Source organism: Plantactinospora sp. CA-290183, assembly GCF_050936375.1.
Classification (GTDB): domain Bacteria; phylum Actinomycetota; class Actinomycetes; order Mycobacteriales; family Micromonosporaceae; genus Plantactinospora.
This window is the reverse complement of the sequence record NZ_JBNJMX010000001.1, coordinates 988,552-1,006,809: the sequence shown is the minus strand read 5'-3', so window position 1 is coordinate 1,006,809 and position 18,258 is coordinate 988,552. Positions and strand designations below refer to the sequence as shown.

Below are 18,258 nucleotides of genomic sequence, written 5' to 3'. Positions count from 1 at the left end.
GCGAGCCCCGGATCCGCGCACCTACCCGCGAGTAATACTCGGGTCTAGACTGCCGCCATGACGACCGTGAACGCGCCCGGCGTGCCCGCGATCGAGGACGGCGAACTGATCTCCACGAATCCGGCCACCGGCGCGGCGGCCGGCCGGTTCCCGGTCGCGGACCCGGACGGCGTCGCCCGGGCGGTCGACCGGGCCCGCGCGGCGGCGCTCTGGTGGGGCGAACTCGGCTTCACCGGCCGGCGCACCCGGCTGCTGGCCTGGCGCGCGGTACTGGCCAATCGAATCACCGAACTCGCCGCGCTCTCCCACCTGGAGACCGGCAAACCGGTGGCGGACGCCGTGGTCGAGACCCTCAGTGCCATCGACCACGTCGACTGGGCCGCCCGCAACGCCCGGCGGGTGCTCGGGCCGCGCCGGGTACGGTCCCGGCTCCTGCTCGCCGAACACTCGGCCCACCTGGAGTACCAGCCGTACGGGGTGGTCGGGATGATCGGCCCGTGGAACTATCCGGTGCTGACCCCGGTCGGCGCGTTCGGCTACGCCCTCGCCGCCGGCAACGCCGTGGTGCTCAAGCCCAGCGAGTACACCCCGGCGGTCGGGCAGTGGCTGGTCGACACCTTCGCCGAGGTGGTACCCGAACATCCGGTTCTGCAGGCGGTGCACGGGCTCGGTGACGTCGGCGCCGCGCTCTGCCGGGCCGGCGTCGACAAGGTCGCCTTCACCGGTTCCACCGCGACCGCGAAGAAGGTGATGGCGACCTGCGCCGAGTCCCTCACCCCGGTCGTCCTGGAGGGCGGCGGCAAGGACGCGATGATCGTCGACGCCGACGCGGACCTGGACGCCGCCGCCGAGGCCTGCGTCTGGGGCGCGTTCACCAACGCCGGGCAGACCTGCATCGGCATCGAACGGGTCTACGCGGTCGCGCCGGTCCACGACGCCTTCGTCGCCAGGGTGGTCGAGCGGGCCGCCCGGCTGACCGTCGGCCCGGGTGGCGACGCGGACATCGGTCCGATCACCATGCCGAGCCAGCTCGACGTCATCCGGCGGCACATCGACGACGCCCTCGCCCGGGGCGGCCGTGCCGTGCTCGGCGGGGCCGACGCGGTCCAGCCGCCCTACGTCCGGCCGACGGTCCTGGTGGACGTGCCGGAGGACGCCGCCGCCGTCCGCGAGGAGACCTTCGGCCCGACCCTCACCGTCAACCGGGTCGCGGACGCCGACGAGGCGATCGCCCGCTCCAACGCGGTGCCGTACGGACTCGGCGGCGCGGTGTTCAGCCGCCGCAACGGCCCGGCCATCGCCCGCCGGCTCCGTACCGGGATGGCGGCGGTCAACTCGACGCTGACCTTCGTCGGGATGTCGACACTTCCCTTCGGCGGGGTGGGCGCCTCCGGCTTCGGGCGCATCCACGGCCCGGACGGGCTCCGCGAGTTCGCCCGGACGAAGGCGGTGACCCGACGGCGCGCCCGTTCGGTGGTGCCGGCGATGAGCTTCGAACGGACGTCGGCGCAGGTCGACCGCCTCGTCAAGATCGCCAAAATATTGTACGGGCGGTGACGACGTATCAACCGATCGTAGGGAATAAAAGGACGACCAGGACATACCTACTCGGATCAACTGTCGGTAGCGTTCGCCAGATGGGGCTGCACGAGTTGCGATTCCGCCTGGTCGACGGCGAGAACTCCTGGGGCGCCCGGCGGCGGCAGCGGCGGGCCGGCTGGCTCGCCGAGGCCTTTCCGGACCTGGCCCAGATGTCCGTCGTGGACCTCGGCGGCCGGGTGGGCACCTGGGCGCGCAGCGCGGTACGCCCCAAGCACGTACACGTGGTGAACCTGGAAGCCGCCCCGGCCGAGGTCCCCGACTGGGCGGAGGTGGACCGGGCCGACGCCTGCGCCCTGCCCCGGCGCATCGCCGAACGCCGCTACGACCTGGTCTTCTCCAACTCGGTACTGGAGCACGTGGGCGGGCACGAGCGCCGGCTGCGGTTCGCCGAGACGGTGCACGCGCTCTCCGACGCGCACTGGGTGCAGACGCCCTACCGCTACTTCCCGATCGAGCCACACTGGATCGCCCCGGGCATGCAGTTCACCCCGGTCCGGGTGCGGGTGGCGGTGGCCCGGCGGTGGCCGCTGGCGCACACCCGGCCGGCGGACCGGGAGACCGCACTGCACCAGGTGCTCTGGACCGAACTGGTCGACCGGTCCCAGATGCGGCACTACTTTCCGCAGTCCGAGATCCGCACCGAACGGCTGGCCGGGCTTCCCAAGTCGCTGATCGCGGTCCGTACCGGCCCGGGATGAGCGCAGGGCCCGCCGCCGCCCCGTTCAGCGCGGGTCGGCGGACTCCGGCGCCGACTCGGCGGCGTCCGCCGCCGGCACCCCGCCGGGCCCACCGCGCGGCACCCCGCCGGGCCCCGGGGGCGGATACCCGGGACGCCGGCCGGGCGCACCCGGGGGCGCCGGCGCCGGTACCAGCGGATGCCGGGGATGCGGTGCGGTCGGCCGGGGCGGCGGCACCCGCCCGATCGCGTGTCCGAGCCGGCCGGCGGCCAGCGCCCCGACCAGCCCGGCCAGCACGCCGAGCAGTGCCGCCGAACGGTAGCCGGTCAGCCCGGCCGCCCAGCCGACGAAGGCGGCGAACCAGGCCGCCCCGGTGAGCGCTCCGATCAGGACCAGGAGCGGAAGCCAACGTTCCGCCACCATCCGTCTGATCGCCGCGACCAGGACCACCCCGCCGGCGCCGGCCAGCGCCAGGAGCAGCCCCAGGCCCATCGAGAACCACCCGAGCAGGACCCGCGGGTGCTCGGCGTACCAACCGGCCACGCCCAGCGGCGCGAGCGCGGCCGCCAGGACGAGCGGGATCGCGAACGGGACGACGGTGCCGCCGCCCCGGCGCGCGGCCAGGCAGCCGCCCACCCCGATCACCAGCAACCCGACCAGCAGCGCGCCGAGGACCTCCGGCACGAGCGCGCCGAGGGCCGGCCCCTCCACCGGCATCGGCCGGCCCGCCCCGCCGTACGGCGTGAACCCGATCCGGGACCAGCCACCGGCGGGGTCGCGGACCGCGATGCCGTCCCGGCCGTTGGCCACCACCACGACGTGCCCGGCGCCGGTCGGCCGCACCACCAGCGCCCGGGACGCGAGGTCCGCGTCCGGGTCGTGCAGGCCGTCGTAGCGGCGGACCAGGTAGCGCCGGCGCTCGTCGGGCACCTCCCAGCTGCTCCGCCAGGTGGCGCCGCCGTCGGCCGTCTCCTCCACCCGCAGCCGTCCCGGCACCACCCGGTAGCAGCGGGCCGGCTGGTCCGGGACGCAGGCCTCCGGCCGTCCGGCCCAGGGCCCGGCCAGCTCGGCCCCGGAGGCCAGCTCCTCCTCCGGGGTCATCGGGCGCCAGTCGCGGCCGTCCCGCTCCCCGACCCACCACCGTTCCGGCCGGCCGTCGCTGCCGTGGTACGCGTCCGCCTGGCCCACCGCGACCTGGTTCCGCCAGGTGGTCACCGCCACCGAGTCCGGATAGGACGGTGCGCTGGTGGCCGCGAGGCCGAGGACGGCGGTGGGGAGCACCACGAGTACGCCGAACCGGCGTACCGCGCCCGCCGGCAGCGCCCGCCGCCGGCCCCGGGTCCACACCCAGCCGGCGACGCCGAGCGCGGGCAGCGCGACCAGGTCGGTACGGTCGGCCAGGATCACCGACGGCCCGGTCAGCCCGGTCCAGAGCGCCGAGGCGGCGGCCGCCCCGGCGGGGGTGGCCTTGACCAGGGCGAAGGCCACGCCGGTCAGGCCGAGGCCGGCCAGCGCGACCCGCCGCCCGGACAGCCGTGGCGCGACCCCGGCGAGCGCCAGGGCCAGCAACGGGGGCAGCACGACCAGGCCGGCGACGTCACTGAGCTTCCCGGTGACCGGGCCCGGGTACGCCGCCTTCAGCAGGTGGTCGTTGACCACGAGCAGGACGATCGCCAGCAGGGTCACCGGGTGGGCGAGCCAGCCGAGCGCCAGCCCGGCACCGCCGGTGGACCGGTCGCGCGTTCCCGTCTCCCCGAACATGTCCCGATCGTGACGGCAGGGCATAACGATCACGGCACCGACCGGTCGCGGGGGCGTGCCGATCGCGCCACGATTGCGCGTCGGGGCCGTCCGCGTCCGCCGGGCCGGCGCCCGGCTCCACAGCGGGCGGTCCCTCCCGGGTCAGAACAGGGTCAGCTCGTCGCGCTCGATGCCGCGCAGCCGGTCGTAGTCCACCGCCACGCACCGGATCCCCCGGTCCGCGGCGAGCACCCGGGCCTGGGGCTTGATCTCCTGCGCGGTGAAGACCCCGCGGACCGGCGCGAGCAGCGGATCCCGGTTGAGCAGTTCGAGGTAGCGGGTGAGCTGCTCCACCCCGTCGATGTCGCCGCGCCGCTTGACCTCCACCGCGACCGTGGCCCCGGCCCCGTCCCGGCAGAGCAGGTCGACCGGCCCGATGGCCGTCGGATATTCCCGGCGGACCAGGGTGAACCCGTCGCCCAGGGTGGTCGGGTTGGCGGCCAGCAGCTCCTGAAGGTGCGCCTCCACGCCGTCCTTGCGCAGCCCCGGGTCGACCCCCAGCTCGTACGAGGAGTCCTGGAAGATCTCCTCCAGCACGATCCGCAGCTCCTCGCCGGCCTTGTTGACCACCCGCCAGACCCCGGGAGCCTCCTCCAGCCGACACGGCGGGCTCATCCAGTTGAGTGGCTTGTACGCCCGGTCGTCGGCGTGGATCGAGACCGACCCGTCGGCCTTGACCATCAACAGCCGGGTCGCCAGCGGCAGGTGTGCCGAGAGTCGTCCGACGTAGTCCACGGAGCACCGCGCTATCACCAACCGCACCCGAGGAGGGTAGCGGAGCCGCCGGACGACGCCGATCCGGCGGGGCTGGCGAGTCGGTGCCATCCTGGATCTGTGCTGGAAGCCCTCACCGGAACCGGTCTCGCCGCAGGCGCGGGACTGAATGCCTACATCCCGCTGCTCACCATGGGACTGCTCGCCCGCTTCACCGACGTGATCACCCTGCCCGGCGGTTGGCAGTGGCTCGGCAACGGCTGGGTCCTCGGGATCCTGGCGGTGCTGCTGACCGTCGAGATCGTCGCCGACAAGGTGCCGGTGGTCGACCACGTCAACGACGTGGTGCAGACCGTGGTCCGGCCGACCGCGGGTGGCCTGGCCTTCGGCGCCGGCTCCGGCGCGGAGACGGTCACGGTCAGCGATCCTGGCCAGTTCTTCGGCTCCAGCCAGTGGGTGCCGATCGTGGTCGGGGTGCTGATCGCGCTCGGCGTACACGGGGTGAAGGCGGCCGCCCGGCCGGTGATCAACGCGGGCACGGCCGGCTTCGGCGCCCCGGTGGCGAGCACCGCCGAGGACGCCACCAGCGTCGTCGTGTCGCTGGCCGCGATCCTGCTGCCGGCGCTGGTGCTGGTGTTCCTGCTCGCCGTACCGCTGCTGGTGGTCTGGACCGTCCGCCGCCGCCGGCGGCGCCGGCGGGAACGCGCCGCCGCCCGCGAGGCCACCCGGGTCTGACCGGGGCCGCTCCCCCCGCCGGGCCGCCCATTCCGGTACGGGGCGGCGACGGACCGCGCCGACTGCCATGATCGTGCGCGTGTTGGCGAAGACGGTTCGGATTTCCCTGCTCGCCCTCTCGGCGGGCGCGCTCGCCGGGGCCCTGGTGCTCGGGGTGGTGGTGGTGCGGGCCGGGTCCGCGCCGGACGACCGTTCGCCCCAGCCGGATCCGGCGGCCGTCTGGGCCACCCCGAGCCCGGTCGGTGACGTCCGGGTGACGGCGGCGCCCGGCGGCTCCGCGACGCCGGGTGGGGTCACCGGTTCGGCCGCTACGCCGTCACCGGGCCGCCCGGCTCCGGCCGACCGCCCCGGGGCGACCCGCGTCGGCACCCGCCCGCCGGTGGTGGACCACGGGCCCCGGACGGGCGACCGGGTGGCGCTCACCTTCGACGCCGACATGACCGACGGGATGCTCGCCAACCTGCGCGCCGGCCGGGTCCGGTCGTACGCCAACCTGCGGATCATCGAGCTGCTGGAACGCGAGCGCGTCCCGGCGACCTTCTTCCTGACCGGCAAGTGGGTCGAGCGGTATCCGGCGCTGACCCGGCGGCTGGCCGGCAACCCCGGCTTCGAACTGGCCAACCACACCTACGGGCACCTGGCGTTCACCCCGGACTGCCACGGGCTGCCCCGTTTGCCGGGGCACCGGATGACCGAGGACGTGGCCCGGACCTTCCAGGTGGTGGAGCCGTACGGCGGCCGGCAGACCCGCTACTTCCGCTTCCCGGGGCTCTGTCACGACGCGGCGGCGCTGGCCGCGCTCGCGCCGCTCGGGCTGACCGTGGTGGACGGGGACGTGGTCAGCGGTGACCCGTTCGCCACCGCCTGGCGGCCGATCGTCGACGCCGTGCTGTCGAAGGTGCGGCCCGGGTCGGTCGTGATCCTGCACGTCACCGAGGCGAACGCGGCGATGACCGACGAGGCCCTGCCGCACATCCTGCGCGGCCTGCGCGAGCGGGGGCTGACTCCGGCGCCCCTGTCGGAGGTACTCGGCCGCTGACCGGCCGGACGTGACACCCGGTGACCGGGGCCGGTGGCCCGGCGCGCATAGTTGAGCCATGGACGACCAGCTCGCGATCTCCGTACGGGGGCTGCGCAAGGCGTACGGCGACACCGCCGCCGTGGACGGCATCGACCTCGCGGTGCCCCGGGGCGAGGTGTTCGCGCTGCTCGGCCCGAACGGCGCCGGCAAGACCACCACCGTGGAGATCCTGGAGGGCTTCCGCCGCCGCGACTCCGGCGAGGTGCGCGTGCTCGGCGTGGACCCGGACCGCGCCGACGCGCGCTGGCGGTCCCGGGTCGGGATCGTGTTGCAGGGCACCGGCGAGTTCGACGAGCTGACGGTGGCGGAGGTGGTGGAACACTTCGCCGCCTTCTATCCCGACCCGGACGACCCCGAGAAGGTCATCGGCCGGGTCGGGCTGGCCGACAAGGCGCGGGCCCGTACCCACACCCTCTCCGGTGGGCAGAAGCGGCGGCTGGACGTGGCGCTGGGCATCATCGGCCGCCCCGAGTTGCTCTTCCTGGACGAGCCGACCACCGGTTTCGACCCGGAGGCCCGCCGCGAGTTCTGGGAACTGATCCGGGACCTGGCCGCCGCCGGCAGCACGATCCTGTTGACCACGCACTACCTGGACGAGGCCGAGGCGCTCGCCGACCGGGTCGGTGTGCTCGCCGGCGGCCGGCTGGTCGAGGTGGCCACCCCGGCCCGGCTGGGCAACCGGGCGGAGGCGGCGGCCACGGTCTCCTGGCGTACCCCGGACGGGCGGGTGGAGCGCGCGGAGAGCGCGACGCCGACGGCGCTGGTGGCCGAGTTGGCCGCGCGGTTCGGCGGCGAGGTACCGGGGCTCACGGTGACCCGGCCCAGCCTGGAGGACGTCTACCTACGGATGATCGGACAGCGATGAGCACGACGGCGGACCAGGCGGCCACCGCGCGGCCGGGCACCCGGCCCCGGGTCGGCCCGCTCGCCCTCGGCCTGCGCCAGGGCCGGCTGGAGATCCGGCAGTTCCTGCGCAGCCGCGAGTCGGTGGTCTTCACCATGGCCTTCCCGGTGATCCTGATCCTGATCTTCGCGTCGATCTTCCGGGGTGACCTCGGCGGCGGGGTGAGCTTCACGCAGTACTTCGTGACCGGCATGATCGCCTCGGGCCTGGTGGCGGTGGGCTTCCAGAACCTGGCGATCCAGATCCCGGGCGAGCGGGACCGGGGGGTGCTCAAGCGGCTGCGCGGCACCCCGATGCCGCCGTGGGTCTACTTCGCCGGCAAAGTGATCATGGTGGCGGCGATCGCCCTGGCCGAGACGGTGCTGCTGCTCGCCGTCGCCACCCTGCTGTTCGACCTGAGGCTGCCGGACACGGCCGGCCGCTGGTTCACCTTCGGCTGGGTGTCGGTGCTCGGCGTCACCGCCTGCACGCTCTGCGGGATCGCCTTCTCCTCGCTGGCCCGCACCGCCCGCGGCGCGTCGGCGACCGCCACTCCGGTCGCGCTGGTGCTGCAGTTCATCTCCGGGGTCTTCTTCGTCTTCACCGAGCTGCCCGGCTGGATGCAGCAGGTGGCGGCGCTCTTCCCGTTGAAGTGGATGTGCCAGGGACTCCGCTCGGTCTTCCTGCCCGCGCAGTTCGGCGCCCAGGAGGCGGCCGGCTCGTTCGAGCTGGGCCGGGTCGCCCTGGTCCTCGCCGCCTGGTGCCTGATCGGCCTCCTGCTCTGCCTCCGCACCTTCCGCTGGACCCCCACCCCCCGCTGACCCACCCCCGCCCCCACCCGCACCCCCGCCCCATGATCGCCGTGATCAGGGAACGGTTCCGCGTGTCGTACGGCGCGTCGTGCGATCAGCTCGCTGATCACCGCGATCTTGCGGGCGACCCGTTCGCCGGGTCGAACCAGCTCGCTCGCCCGGTCAGTACGAGTAGAAGCCCTTGCCGGTCTTGCGGCCGAGGTCACCGGCGGCGACCATCCGCTGGAGCAGCTCCGGCGGGAAGAACTTCTCGTCGCCGGTGTCCGCGTAGATGTTCCTCGTGGCGTGCAGCAGCACGTCGGCACCGGTCAGGTCGGTGGTGGCCAGCGGGCCCATGGCGTGCCCGAAGCCGAGCTTGCAGGCGGTGTCCAGGTCCTCCGGCGAGATCACCCCGGACTCGACGAGCGTGACCGCCTCCATCACCAGCGCGGTGATCAACCGCGTCGTCACGAAGCCGGCGATGTCCCGGTTGACCACCACCACGGTCTTGCCGATCTCCTCGGCGAAGGCGCGGGCCGTGGCCAGCGTCTCGTCGCTGGTCTTGTAGCCCCGGACCAGCTCGCAGAGCTTCATCATCGGTACCGGCGAGAAGAAGTGGGTGCCGACCACCGACTCGGGCCGCCCGGTCACCGCCGCGATCTGGGTGACCGGGATCGCCGAGGTGTTGGTGGCGAGCACCGCCCCGGGCGGGCAGATCCTGTCCAGCGCCCGGAACACCTCCTGCTTGACCTCCAGCCGTTCGAAGACCGCCTCGACCACGAGGTCGGCGTCGGCCGCCGCCTCCAGCTCGGTGGTCGGGGTGATCCGGCCGAGGGTCGCCTCGACCTCGTCGCCGTCCAGTACCCCCTTGGCGGCGAACTTCTCCAGGGAGGTACGGATGCCGTTCAGGCCACGGCGCGTGGCGGTGTCGTCCAGGTCGCGCAGTGACACCTGCCAACCGGCCCGCGCCGCGACCTGGGCGATCCCCGAACCCATCAGACCGGCCCCGATGACCGCGAGTCGACCCGCCATCTGCTCACTCCCTCGGCTGGATTGTGTCCTTGCTCCAGCACCCTAGCCTGGTGCGGCCGAGGGCAGGTTACCGGCCGGTAGGAGCCCGACGGGCGCGGGTCTCAGCCGGCCGCGCGCAGCGGTGCCAGCGCGTTGCTCCAGGCCACGAGCTCGTCGAGCATGGTCTGCAGCGTCGGCAGGTGCTGCTCGCCCGGCTTGAAGACGCTGTAGTTCTCGAAGTCGGCGTTGAGCGAGAGCGCCACCTGGGTCCGTACGTCGGCCATCTTGAGCTCGCCGGCGATCAGCCGGAGGTGCTCCACGGCGCGCGCCCCGCCGACGGAACCGTAGCTGACGAAGCCAACCGCCTTGTTGTTCCACTCGGCGAAGAGGAAGTCGATGGCGTTCTTCAGGGCGCCCGAGGTGGAGTGGTTGTACTCCGGGGTCACCATCACGAAGCCGTCGAACGAGGCGATCTTGGCGGCCCACGCCAGGGTGTGCGGCTGCGTGTACTGGCCCATGGCCGGGGGCATGATCTCGTCGAGGTGCGGCAGCTTGTAGTCGAGCAGGTCGATCAGCTCGAACTCCGCGTCGGTCCGCTCCGTGGCGACCTGGTGCACCCACTTGGCGACGGCCTCGCCGTTGCGCCCCGGACGGGTGCTGCCGAGGATGATGCCGATCCTGGTCACGTGTTCTCCCTTGGTGTGCGGCATGGATGCGGCCCGGCTGAACCCGGGCGTACCCACGTACTTGCCGGTCTAAGCAAATAGAGCGTTACTTGCTTTGTCAAGCAAGTGACGCTAGTGTGTTCCGCATGACAGCCCCGCTGCGCCCGCTCAACGACGCCGAGGAGGCCGTCGTCCGGGCGCTGGGCCGCGCGATCATCGTCGTGCCGCGGGCGTTGGACGCCGACCTGATGCGCGAACAACGCCTGTCGCTGAACGAGTACTCGGCGCTGATGCACCTCTCCGAGGTGCCCGACCGGCGCATGCGGATGAGTGAGCTGGCCGCGGCCTGCGACCTGTCGCTGAGCGGGATCACCCGGATCGTCGGCCGGCTGGAGCAGCAGGGCTTCGTCGAGCGCGTCAGGTGCGCCGAGGACGCGCGGGGCTGGAACGCGGTCCTCACCGACGCCGGCCTGGCCCGCCTGGAGGAGGCCTGGCCGACGAACCTGGCCAGCGTGCGGCGACACATCGTCGACCACCTCGACGGGCTGGATCTCGTCCAGCTCGCCGCCGCGCTGCAAGGCTTCGCCACCACCGGCACCTGCGCCGAGCACCAGGCCGGGACGCCGACACCGGGCACCCTTCGGACCTCGCAGACCAGCACCGGGCCGACCGGCCGCCTCAGAGCGTGAAAGCCGGCTCCTCCGGGGCGGTGTCCCGGTCCACCTCCACCCCGAGGGCACGCAGGTCCGCGATGAAGTCCGGATAGCCCCGGTCCACGTGGTGCACGTGCGAGATCTCGGTCACCCCGTCGGCGCAGAGGCCGGCGATGACCAGCCCGGCGCCGGCCCGGATGTCCGTGGCCCGTACCGGGGCGCTGGAGAGCCGCTCACGGCCCCGGACCACGGCGTGGTGCCCGTCGGTCTTGATGTCCGCACCCAGCCGGGCCATCTCGTTCACGAACATGAACCGGCCGTCGAAGATGTTCTCGGTGACCAACGAGGCGCCCTCGCTCACCGAGGCGAGCCCGATCGCCATCGGCAGCAGGTCGGTGGCGAACCCGGGGAACGGCAGGGTCACCACGTCGACCGCCGACGGTCGCCGGTCCATCTGCACCCGGAACGCGTCGGGCCGGGTCTCGACCAGCCCGCCGGCGGAGACCAGCTTGTCCAGGGCGATCTCCAGGAAGGCCGGACTGGCCCCGGTAACGGTCACGTCCCCCCGGGTCATCGCCGCCGCGAACGCCCAGGTGCCGGCGACGATGCGGTCCCCGACCGTCGCGTGGCGTACCGGATGCAGCTCCGGGACGCCCTCGATCCGCAGCATCGAGGTGCCGGCACCCTCGATCCGGGCGCCCATCTGGGTCAGCATCGTGCAGATGTCCACGATCTCCGGCTCCCGGGCGGCGTTGTCGATCTCGGTGACCCCCTTCGCCAGCACGGCCGCCATCACCAGGTTCTCGGTCGCACCCACGCTCGGGAAGTCGAGCCAGATCGTCGCCCCACGCAGCCCGTTCGGGGCGGAGGCGATGACGAAGCCGTGCTCGCCGGAGATCTCCGCACCCATCCGGGCCAGGCCGGCGACGTGCATGTCCAGCCCGCGCGACCCGATCGCGTCCCCGCCGGGGTGGGCCACCCGCACGTACCCCCGCCGGGCCAGCAGCGGCCCGAGCACACAGATCGACGCGCGCAACCGGCGTACCAGGTCGTAGTCGGCCTCGGTGCCCGGCGCCTCGGGCACGTCGATGACCACGGACCGGGACGGTGCGTCGGACCGGCCGCCGGGCGGCGCCGTGGAGACCTGGTCCGGCGCGGTGACCAGCGCGTCCGGCCCGAGCTCGGCCACGTCCGGGCCGGCCGGCTCGTCCTCGGCGAAGGAGACCTCACAGCCGAGCCGGCGCAGCACCTCGCCCATGATCGCGATATCCGTGATCCGGGGCACGTTCGTGATCACGCTCCGCCCCGGCGCGAGCAGGGCCGCCGCCATCAGCTTGAGGGCGGAGTTCTTGGCGCCCACCACGTGCACCTGCCCGGCCAGCCGGGCACCACCGCTGACTCTGATCACATCCACGTCGGCAATCGTAGGATCATCCGCCCCACCCGGTCCCGACCCGGCCGGCCAACCACCGGCCGCCGCGGCGTCCGCCGGGCCCGGCCGGGCGGGCGCCGCCGGCGCCGACCTACGTACGCTGTGCGTCATGGCCGTCCACCTCACCCGCATCTACACCCGGGCCGGCGACGCCGGCACGACCAGGCTGAGCAACAACGAGAAGGTCGCGAAGACCGACCCCCGGATCACCGCGTACGCGGACGTCGACGAGTGCAACGCCGCGATCGGGGTGGCCCTGGCGCTGGGCCAGCTCGACGACGGCCTCCGGACCGTCCTCGGCACCGTCCAGAACGACCTCTTCGACGTCGGCGCCGACCTCTCCAACCCGGTCGAGCCGGAGCCGGCGTACCCGCCGCTGCGGGTGACCGAGGAGTACGTGCTCCGCCTGGAGGGCTGGTGCGACGAGTACAACGCACGACTGGGCAAACTGGACTCCTTCATCCTGCCGGGAGGCACCCCGGGAGCGGCGCTGCTGCATGTGGTACGCACGGTCGCGCGCCGTGCGGAACGCTCCGCATGGGCATTGATCAGCCACGAACCGGATCGAACCAGCCCTCTTCCGGCAAAGTATCTCAACCGGCTCTCTGACCTGTTGTTCATCCTGGCGAGAACCGCAAATCCGGACGGGGATGTGCTATGGGTCCCGGGCGCCAACCGGTGACCGCGGTCAACCCTGTCACACCCCGCCGCCGCCCGCCCGGGCAGTGACCGGCGAGGAGCACCCCCGGCCGGGCACGCTGCACCACGTCGAGGTCTGGGTACCGGACCTGCGCCGGGCCGGGCGGAGCTGGGGGTGGCTCCTCGGCGAGCTGGGCTGGACCCCGTACCAGCGCTGGGCGGCCGGCCGCTCCTGGCGGCTCGGCGGGACCTACCTGGTGCTGGAGGAGTCCTCCGCGCTCTCCTCCCGCCGCCACGACCGGCTCGCGCCGGGGCTGAACCACCTGGCCTTCCACGCCGGCCCCGCCGCCACCGTCGACCGGCTGGTCGCCGAGGCGCCTGCCCGGGGCTGGTCGCCACTCTTCGCCGACCGCTACCCGTACGCGGGTGGGCCGGAGACGTACGCCGGTTATCTCACCGACGAGGCCGGCTTCGAGGTCGAACTCTGCGCCTCGGGCTCCGCCGCCGCCGGCTGAGCACCCGGCGGCGACCGCTCAGTAACGGGCCGGCGGTGCACCCGGGGCGTCCGGGCCGGCGTCGGCACCGGCCGGTCCCGGCTCGGAGAACGCGGCCTCGACCGGCCGGAAGTCGTCGTCGACCAGGCCGAGGCGGTGCGCGACCACGGCGGCCTGCACCCGGTTACGCAGGCCCAGCTTCTCCATCCCGGCGGAGACGTGCGTCTTGACCGTGGTGACCCCCAGATGCATCCGGCCGGCGATCTCGGCGTTCGACAGCCCGGCCCCGACCAGGGCCAGCACCTCGCGCTCCCGGGCGCTGAGCAGCCGCCGGCCCGGCGGCCGGAGGGTGTCGGCCCGCCGTTCCGCGTCCCGGGCGTGCGCCTGCAACGCCCGGTGCACGATCCGGGCCAGTACGGGGGGCGCCAGCAGCGCCTCGCCCCGGGCCGCCCGGCCCACCGCGTCCACCAGTTCCTCCGGAGCGCCGTCCTTGACCAGGTAACCGATGGCGCCGGCACCGAGCGCCCCGTAGATGTTGGCGTCGTCGGCGAAGGTGGTGAGCACCAGCACCCGGGTCGCCGGGTGCTGGTCGAGGATCCGCCGGGTCGCCTCGATGCCGTCCATCCGGGGCATCCGCAGGTCCATCAGCACCACGTCCGGACGCAACTGGACGGCCAGCCGGACGGCCTCCCGGCCGTCGCCGGCCTCGCCCACGATGTCGAAACCACCGGCGGTACGCAGCAGCAGCGTGACGCCGGCCCGGACCAGTGCCTGGTCGTCGACGACCAGCACCCGGATCACGTACACACCCCTTTCTGCCGCTCCGGCCCGACCGGGGCGGCGGGCAGGTTCTCCCGGATCGGCAGGTGTGCCGCCAACCGCCAACCGCCGGTGGCGGTCGGGCCGGCCCGGAGCGTACCGCCGAGCAGGCCCACCCGTTCCCGCATGCCGGCGAGCCCGTGCCCGGACGGGGGCAGCGGCGCGGGACGCGGCGCCGGCGCCGGAAGCGCCCCCGCGCCGGGGCCCGCCTGCTGCGGTTCCGCCTCCGGGTATCCGGGTCCCGGGTGCGGTGCGGCCGGCCCGCTGTCGAGCACCTCGACGCGGAGCCCGGCGCCCTCGGGGCGGACGTCCACCGACGCGGCGGCGCCCGGCCCGGCGTGCTTGAGGATGTTGGTCAACCCCTCCTGGACCACCCGGGCGGCGGTGGTACGGACCACCAGCGGGGCCGCCCCGACGTCCTCCGCGACGTTGATCCGGACCGCCACCCCGGCCGCCCGGATCCGCTGCTCGGCGTCGGTGATCAGCTGCTCCGGCTCGATGGGCGGGCCGCCCGCCTCGATCGCGTCGGGATCGCGCAGCACCTCCAGCAGCGCCCGCAGCTCGTCCAGCACCTGCCCGGCGGTGCTCCGCAGCTCCCCCAGCGCGGCCACCGCGTCGTCCACCCGGCCGGTACGCCGGGCGGCGTACTGCGCCGCACCCGCCTGGAGCGCGATCCCGCCCACGTGGTGGGCCACGATGTCGTGCAGGTCCCGGGCGAGCGCGGCCCGCTCCGCCAACCGGGCGGACCGGGTCTGCATCGCCTGCCGTGCCTCGACCTCCCGGGCGCGTTCCTCGGCCAGCAGCGCGGCCCGGCGCAGCCCGCCGAGGAAGCGGCCCAGCGCGACCGGGGCGACGGCGATCCCGGCGAAGCCGACGAGCTGCACGAACCCCTGCTGGCCGGGGAGCAACCCCGCGCTCCCCGGCCCGACCAGGTGCAGCAGCGACGCCGCGTACGCCAGGCCGAGCGCCACGACGGCGACCTGCCAGCGGGCCCGGTACGCGATGACGCCGAGCGCGATCAGCGACCCGAGCTGGGCGACGTCTCCGCCCAGCGGTGCGACCTGGTTGGCGGTGGCCAGCAGCAGGCACTCGAAGCCGAGCACCAGCCATGGCATCCGGCGGACCCCGAGCAGCACCAGCCCGGCGACCACGGTCACCGCGAGCGCGGCCGGACGGGCGGGCACCACCGGCCAGCCCAGCTTCAGCAGGCCGAGCACGCCACCGGCCAGGCCGATCAGCACGTCCGGCCACCAGCCGCGACGCCGACGGGGGCCGGCCCGCCACCAGGCCGGTCCGGCTCGGCGTTTGCGCACGTCGAAGGGCCCCCGCATCTGAGCAACGATACGGAGCCGACCGCCCCGCCCGGTCCTGCCGACGGTCGCGGCGCCTCCTCCGACTGGCCGGTGTATCGACCTTCCGTACGACGTCGGAACATGATCGGCTCACCTAGGTTACGGTGGTGCCCACCGAGATGATCTCGTTTCTGTCCCAGCTCGCCCGCGATCCCCGGGCGGTCGGTGCGATCGCGCCCAGCGGGATACCGCTCGCCGAGCAGGTGACGGCGGCGATTCCCCGGACCGGACACCCGCTGGTGGTCGAACTCGGGCCGGGCACCGGCGCCTTCACCCGGGTCATCCAGCGGCGGCTGGCCGGCCAGGGTCGGCATCTCGCCGTGGAGATCAATCCCGCCTTCGCCGACGAACTGGCCCGCCGCCACCCCGGGGTCGAGGTGCTGCGGGCCGACGCCGGCACCCTGCCCGACCTGCTCGCCGCCCGCGAACTCCCCCGGGCGGAGGTGATCGTCAGTGGCCTGCCGTGGGCGATCTTCGACCAGCAGCGGCAGCGGGAGATCCTGGACGCCGTACACGGAGCCCTCGCCGACCACGGCGCGTTCACCACCTTCGCGTACCAGCACGCCCGCTGGACGCCGCCGGCCCGGCAGTTGCACCGGATGCTCCGTGAGCTGTTCGAGGAGGTCATCGTCGGCGGTACGGTCTGGGCGAACCTGCCGCCCGCGATCGTCTACCACTGCCGCCGCCCGATCCGTCGATAGCTCTCACCCGGCCCTGGACGGCCCCGCGCCACCGCGTCCGCCGGGAACCGTGCGCCGGGCGTGCGAGCCGGGGCGGGGCGTTCAGTCGTGCAGGGCCAAATGAGAAACCGCCCCCGGAGGGGCGGATTCGAGCCAGGAGAGAAAACCGGTGACGGTGGACTTCGCCATCGCGATCTCCACCGGAGCCTGATGGCTGACACAGCGCAGGATCACCCAGTCGGCCGGCATGATCAGGCGTTCCTGACCCTCCGGCAACCGCCGTCGCTCCACCACGAGCCCGCGCCGGTGCAGCACCCGCTTCGGACGGAGCGCGAAGCTGAACATCCGGTACCACCGCAGCTCCTGCTCGGCGAACCGGGCGAAGCCCGGTGACCAGCCGCGGCCGTCAAGTATCGTCGAAACCCGGACGCTGACCCGGATGATGCCGCCGGACCGGGTGACCCAGGCCCGGCGTGCGAAGAGCACCCCGATCGCGACGAGCAGGACGAGGACGCCGACTCCGATCCATTCCAAGACCAGCATCGACGTGCCGGGTCAGTGCGTCGCGGACGCGTCGACCGGGGTCGCGCTCTCGGCCAGGACCGTGACGCCCGAACCGGTCACCGACAGGAAGCCGCCGGTCACCTCGTAGCTGAGCTGTTCGCCGCCGGCGAGCTTGATGCGCACCTGACCCGGCTCGGCCAGCTGCCCCAGCAGCGGCGCGTGCCCCGGCAGCACGCCGAGCTCGCCCTCGGTCGTCCGCGCGACGACCATCTCGGCGTCGCCGGTCCAGATCTTCTCCTCGACCGACACGAGTTCGACCTGTAGCTGTGCCACGCTGTCTCCTTGCTGCGGCGACGGGATTACCAGAGTCTAATCCGGCACCCGCCACCGCCCCCAGCCGGGTGGCGCGAACGTGGACCGTCCGGGCCACCCGGCCGCGCGCTCACTTGACCTTGTTGATGATCTCCGGGTGGGAGAGCACGAACTCGTCGACCTGGCCGGCCTGCAGGGCGTCGAGGAAGTCCTCGGCCACCGGCTGGAACTTCTCGCCCCGGTAGTTGCTCCCGGTCCCGACACCGCCGCCGGGCAGCTTGATCATCTGAATCGAGTCCGACCTCAGGTTGCGCAGCGCGAAGCCGAAGTCGATCAGCTTGTGCCCCCGGCCGCTGAAGATCAGCGACTTCCCCGCCGCCCGCAGCACGGAGTCCATCTTGATCGGGTTGGTCACCACGTCCTTGCTGAGCGCCTGGTCGGCCATTGCCCGGACGAACTGCTGCTGGTGCCGCTGACGGCCGTAGTCGCCGTCGGTGACCCCGTTCTCCGGGTAGCGCTGCCGGACGTAGTCCAGCGCCTGCCAGCCCTCGAGGTGCCGGGTGCCCTTCTTGTACTCGGCCTGCGGGCCGAGATAACCGCCGCCGCCGGGCCGGAGCGTCCGGTGGGTGCCGTCCGGCCGGCGGTGCTCGGACTTCACGTTCTGGTCGATGTACATCGTCACGCCACCCATGGCGTCGACGATCTTCAGGAAGCCGCCGAAGTTGATGATCCCGCCGGCGTCGAACCGCTTGATCCCGGTCACCTTGGAGACCGTGAGGGAGAGCAGTTCGAAACCCTGCGCGGCGTCCGGGAGCCTCTCGCCGGGCACCCGGCTGCCGTGCGCCATCGCGGCGTTCAGCTTCGTCCGGTCGCCCGGGTAGCCGGCCTTGTCAAAGCGGGGGATGTCCACCAGTAGGTCCCGGGGCATCGAGAAGAGGTACGCCGAGTCCAGCGTGGCGTTCACGTGCAGGACCATGATCGAGTCGGCCAGCGGGGGCGTCTCCGGCTGCCGCGGGTCGATCCCGACCAGCAGGATGTTCAGCGGCCCCTTGATGTCCGACTTCTTCTCCGCGGCCGCCCCGGCGGACTTGTCGCCGAAGAGATCCTCCTCGGCCACGGCGCCCTCGTACCGGGCGAGCACCGCCTCGAAGCCGACCAGTACCACGCCGCTGAGCACCACCAGCACGGCCCCGAAGATCGTGCAGAGTCGGGCCCACCTCGGCACGGTGGACTTCCTGCGCCGGCCCTCCCGGACCTTCCGCCCGCTCCCCGGCCAGTCGCTGCCCGGCTCTCCGCCGTCCGACCCGGTGCTGCCGAGCAGTCCGCTCGGCGGCCCGGCCGTTCGTCTGTTGGACCGGCCAGCGCCCTTGCCGCCCTCGATCACAGCATCTCCATTCGTTGTGCCCCGTCAATA

20 protein-coding genes are annotated in these 18,258 nt (G+C 73.4%); 10 read left to right on the top strand and 10 right to left on the bottom strand.

Going from position 1 to position 18,258, the window contains the following annotated elements; all coding sequences use genetic code 11:
* The first annotated feature begins 57 nt into the window (after window positions 1–57).
* Both ACQEUR_RS04760 and ACQEUR_RS04755 read left to right on the top strand, forming a co-directional pair.
* Window positions 58–1,557, top strand: coding sequence for an aldehyde dehydrogenase family protein (locus tag ACQEUR_RS04760; protein ID WP_433025714.1), 1,500 nt, complete (start codon window positions 58–60; stop codon window positions 1,555–1,557).
* An 80-nt stretch (window positions 1,558–1,637) separates the two neighbouring features.
* On the top strand, window positions 1,638–2,300 hold the full coding sequence (locus ACQEUR_RS04755) for a methyltransferase domain-containing protein (RefSeq protein WP_433025711.1): 663 nt from the start codon (window positions 1,638–1,640) through the stop codon (window positions 2,298–2,300).
* 24 nt (window positions 2,301–2,324) lie between these two features.
* Here the strand turns inward: ACQEUR_RS04755 and ACQEUR_RS04750 are convergent, their stop codons facing one another.
* Entirely contained in the window at window positions 2,325–4,040 is a 1,716-nt protein-coding gene (locus ACQEUR_RS04750) for a hypothetical protein (RefSeq protein ID WP_433025708.1), read from the bottom strand.
* 141 nt (window positions 4,041–4,181) lie between these two features.
* The gene (gene nucS / locus ACQEUR_RS04745; RefSeq protein ID WP_433025705.1) at window positions 4,182–4,841 is read right to left on the bottom strand and encodes an endonuclease NucS; all 660 of its coding nucleotides are present in this window, start codon (window positions 4,839–4,841) and stop codon (window positions 4,182–4,184) included.
* Between the two features lie 72 nt (window positions 4,842–4,913).
* Here nucS and ACQEUR_RS04740 point away from each other — a divergent pair, with 72 nt between their 5' ends.
* The 4 genes from ACQEUR_RS04740 (at window position 4,914) to ACQEUR_RS04725 (ending at window position 8,313) form a co-directional block, all read left to right on the top strand.
* Window positions 4,914–5,528, top strand: coding sequence for a DUF4126 domain-containing protein (locus tag ACQEUR_RS04740; RefSeq protein ID WP_433025702.1), 615 nt, complete (start codon window positions 4,914–4,916; stop codon window positions 5,526–5,528).
* An 82-nt stretch (window positions 5,529–5,610) separates the two neighbouring features.
* Entirely contained in the window at window positions 5,611–6,567 is a 957-nt protein-coding gene (locus ACQEUR_RS04735) for a polysaccharide deacetylase family protein (RefSeq protein ID WP_433025699.1), read from the top strand.
* A gap of 58 nt (window positions 6,568–6,625) precedes the next feature.
* Entirely contained in the window at window positions 6,626–7,474 is an 849-nt protein-coding gene (locus ACQEUR_RS04730; RefSeq protein WP_433025696.1) for an ABC transporter ATP-binding protein, read from the top strand.
* Complete coding sequence (locus ACQEUR_RS04725) at window positions 7,471–8,313, top strand: ABC transporter permease (protein ID WP_433025693.1); 843 nt, start codon at window positions 7,471–7,473, stop codon at window positions 8,311–8,313. Before ACQEUR_RS04730 ends, ACQEUR_RS04725 begins: the two co-directional genes overlap by 4 nt.
* Window positions 8,314–8,466: 153 nt before the next feature.
* Here the strand turns inward: ACQEUR_RS04725 and ACQEUR_RS04720 are convergent, their stop codons facing one another.
* Together ACQEUR_RS04720 and ACQEUR_RS04715 are read right to left on the bottom strand one after the other, a co-directional pair.
* Entirely contained in the window at window positions 8,467–9,315 is an 849-nt protein-coding gene (locus ACQEUR_RS04720) for a 3-hydroxyacyl-CoA dehydrogenase family protein (RefSeq protein ID WP_433025690.1), read from the bottom strand.
* A 101-nt stretch (window positions 9,316–9,416) separates the two neighbouring features.
* Window positions 9,417–9,980 (bottom strand): NADPH-dependent FMN reductase, encoded by a 564-nt coding sequence (locus tag ACQEUR_RS04715; RefSeq protein ID WP_433025687.1) that lies wholly within the window; start codon window positions 9,978–9,980, stop codon window positions 9,417–9,419.
* A gap of 125 nt (window positions 9,981–10,105) precedes the next feature.
* Between ACQEUR_RS04715 and ACQEUR_RS04710 the strand changes: the two genes are divergently transcribed.
* Entirely contained in the window at window positions 10,106–10,648 is a 543-nt protein-coding gene (locus ACQEUR_RS04710; protein ID WP_433025684.1) for a MarR family winged helix-turn-helix transcriptional regulator, read from the top strand.
* Here the strand turns inward: ACQEUR_RS04710 and murA are convergent.
* Complete coding sequence (murA, locus tag ACQEUR_RS04705) at window positions 10,638–12,155, bottom strand: UDP-N-acetylglucosamine 1-carboxyvinyltransferase (RefSeq protein ID WP_433025681.1); 1,518 nt, start codon at window positions 12,153–12,155, stop codon at window positions 10,638–10,640. The two genes, ACQEUR_RS04710 and murA, sit on opposite strands and share 11 nt — an antisense overlap.
* Between murA and ACQEUR_RS04700 the strand changes: the two genes are divergently transcribed.
* Both ACQEUR_RS04700 and ACQEUR_RS04695 read left to right on the top strand, forming a co-directional pair.
* A complete protein-coding gene (locus tag ACQEUR_RS04700) occupies window positions 12,154–12,726 on the top strand; it encodes a cob(I)yrinic acid a,c-diamide adenosyltransferase (protein WP_433025678.1) in 573 nt (190 codons plus the stop codon). The two genes, murA and ACQEUR_RS04700, sit on opposite strands and share 2 nt — an antisense overlap.
* 43 nt (window positions 12,727–12,769) lie before the next feature.
* Window positions 12,770–13,198: a VOC family protein gene (locus ACQEUR_RS04695; RefSeq protein WP_433025675.1), complete on the top strand. Its 429-nt coding sequence runs from the start codon at window positions 12,770–12,772 to the stop codon at window positions 13,196–13,198.
* Between the two features lie 18 nt (window positions 13,199–13,216).
* Here the strand turns inward: ACQEUR_RS04695 and ACQEUR_RS04690 are convergent, their stop codons facing one another.
* Both ACQEUR_RS04690 and ACQEUR_RS04685 read right to left on the bottom strand, forming a co-directional pair.
* Complete coding sequence (locus ACQEUR_RS04690; protein WP_433025672.1) at window positions 13,217–13,978, bottom strand: response regulator; 762 nt, start codon at window positions 13,976–13,978, stop codon at window positions 13,217–13,219.
* Window positions 13,975–15,327 (bottom strand): sensor histidine kinase, encoded by a 1,353-nt coding sequence (locus ACQEUR_RS04685; protein ID WP_433025669.1) that lies wholly within the window; start codon window positions 15,325–15,327, stop codon window positions 13,975–13,977. The genes ACQEUR_RS04690 and ACQEUR_RS04685 overlap by 4 nt, the downstream gene beginning before the upstream one ends.
* Window positions 15,328–15,455: 128 nt before the next feature.
* Between ACQEUR_RS04685 and ACQEUR_RS04680 the strand changes: the two genes are divergently transcribed.
* Window positions 15,456–16,049, top strand: a complete 594-nt coding sequence (locus tag ACQEUR_RS04680) for a class I SAM-dependent methyltransferase (RefSeq protein ID WP_433025666.1) — start codon at window positions 15,456–15,458, stop codon at window positions 16,047–16,049.
* 81 nt (window positions 16,050–16,130) lie between these two features.
* Here ACQEUR_RS04680 and ACQEUR_RS04675 read toward each other — a convergent pair whose 3' ends face one another.
* From ACQEUR_RS04675 to ACQEUR_RS04665, 3 genes are all read right to left on the bottom strand, one after another.
* Complete coding sequence (locus tag ACQEUR_RS04675) at window positions 16,131–16,571, bottom strand: DUF2550 domain-containing protein (protein ID WP_433025663.1); 441 nt, start codon at window positions 16,569–16,571, stop codon at window positions 16,131–16,133.
* Window positions 16,572–16,583: 12 nt separating this feature from the next.
* The gene (locus tag ACQEUR_RS04670; RefSeq protein ID WP_433025660.1) at window positions 16,584–16,865 is read right to left on the bottom strand and encodes a F0F1 ATP synthase subunit epsilon; all 282 of its coding nucleotides are present in this window, start codon (window positions 16,863–16,865) and stop codon (window positions 16,584–16,586) included.
* A 109-nt stretch (window positions 16,866–16,974) separates the two neighbouring features.
* Complete coding sequence (locus ACQEUR_RS04665) at window positions 16,975–18,165, bottom strand: LCP family protein (RefSeq protein ID WP_433025981.1); 1,191 nt, start codon at window positions 18,163–18,165, stop codon at window positions 16,975–16,977.
* Window positions 18,166–18,258: the final 93 nt, after the last annotated feature.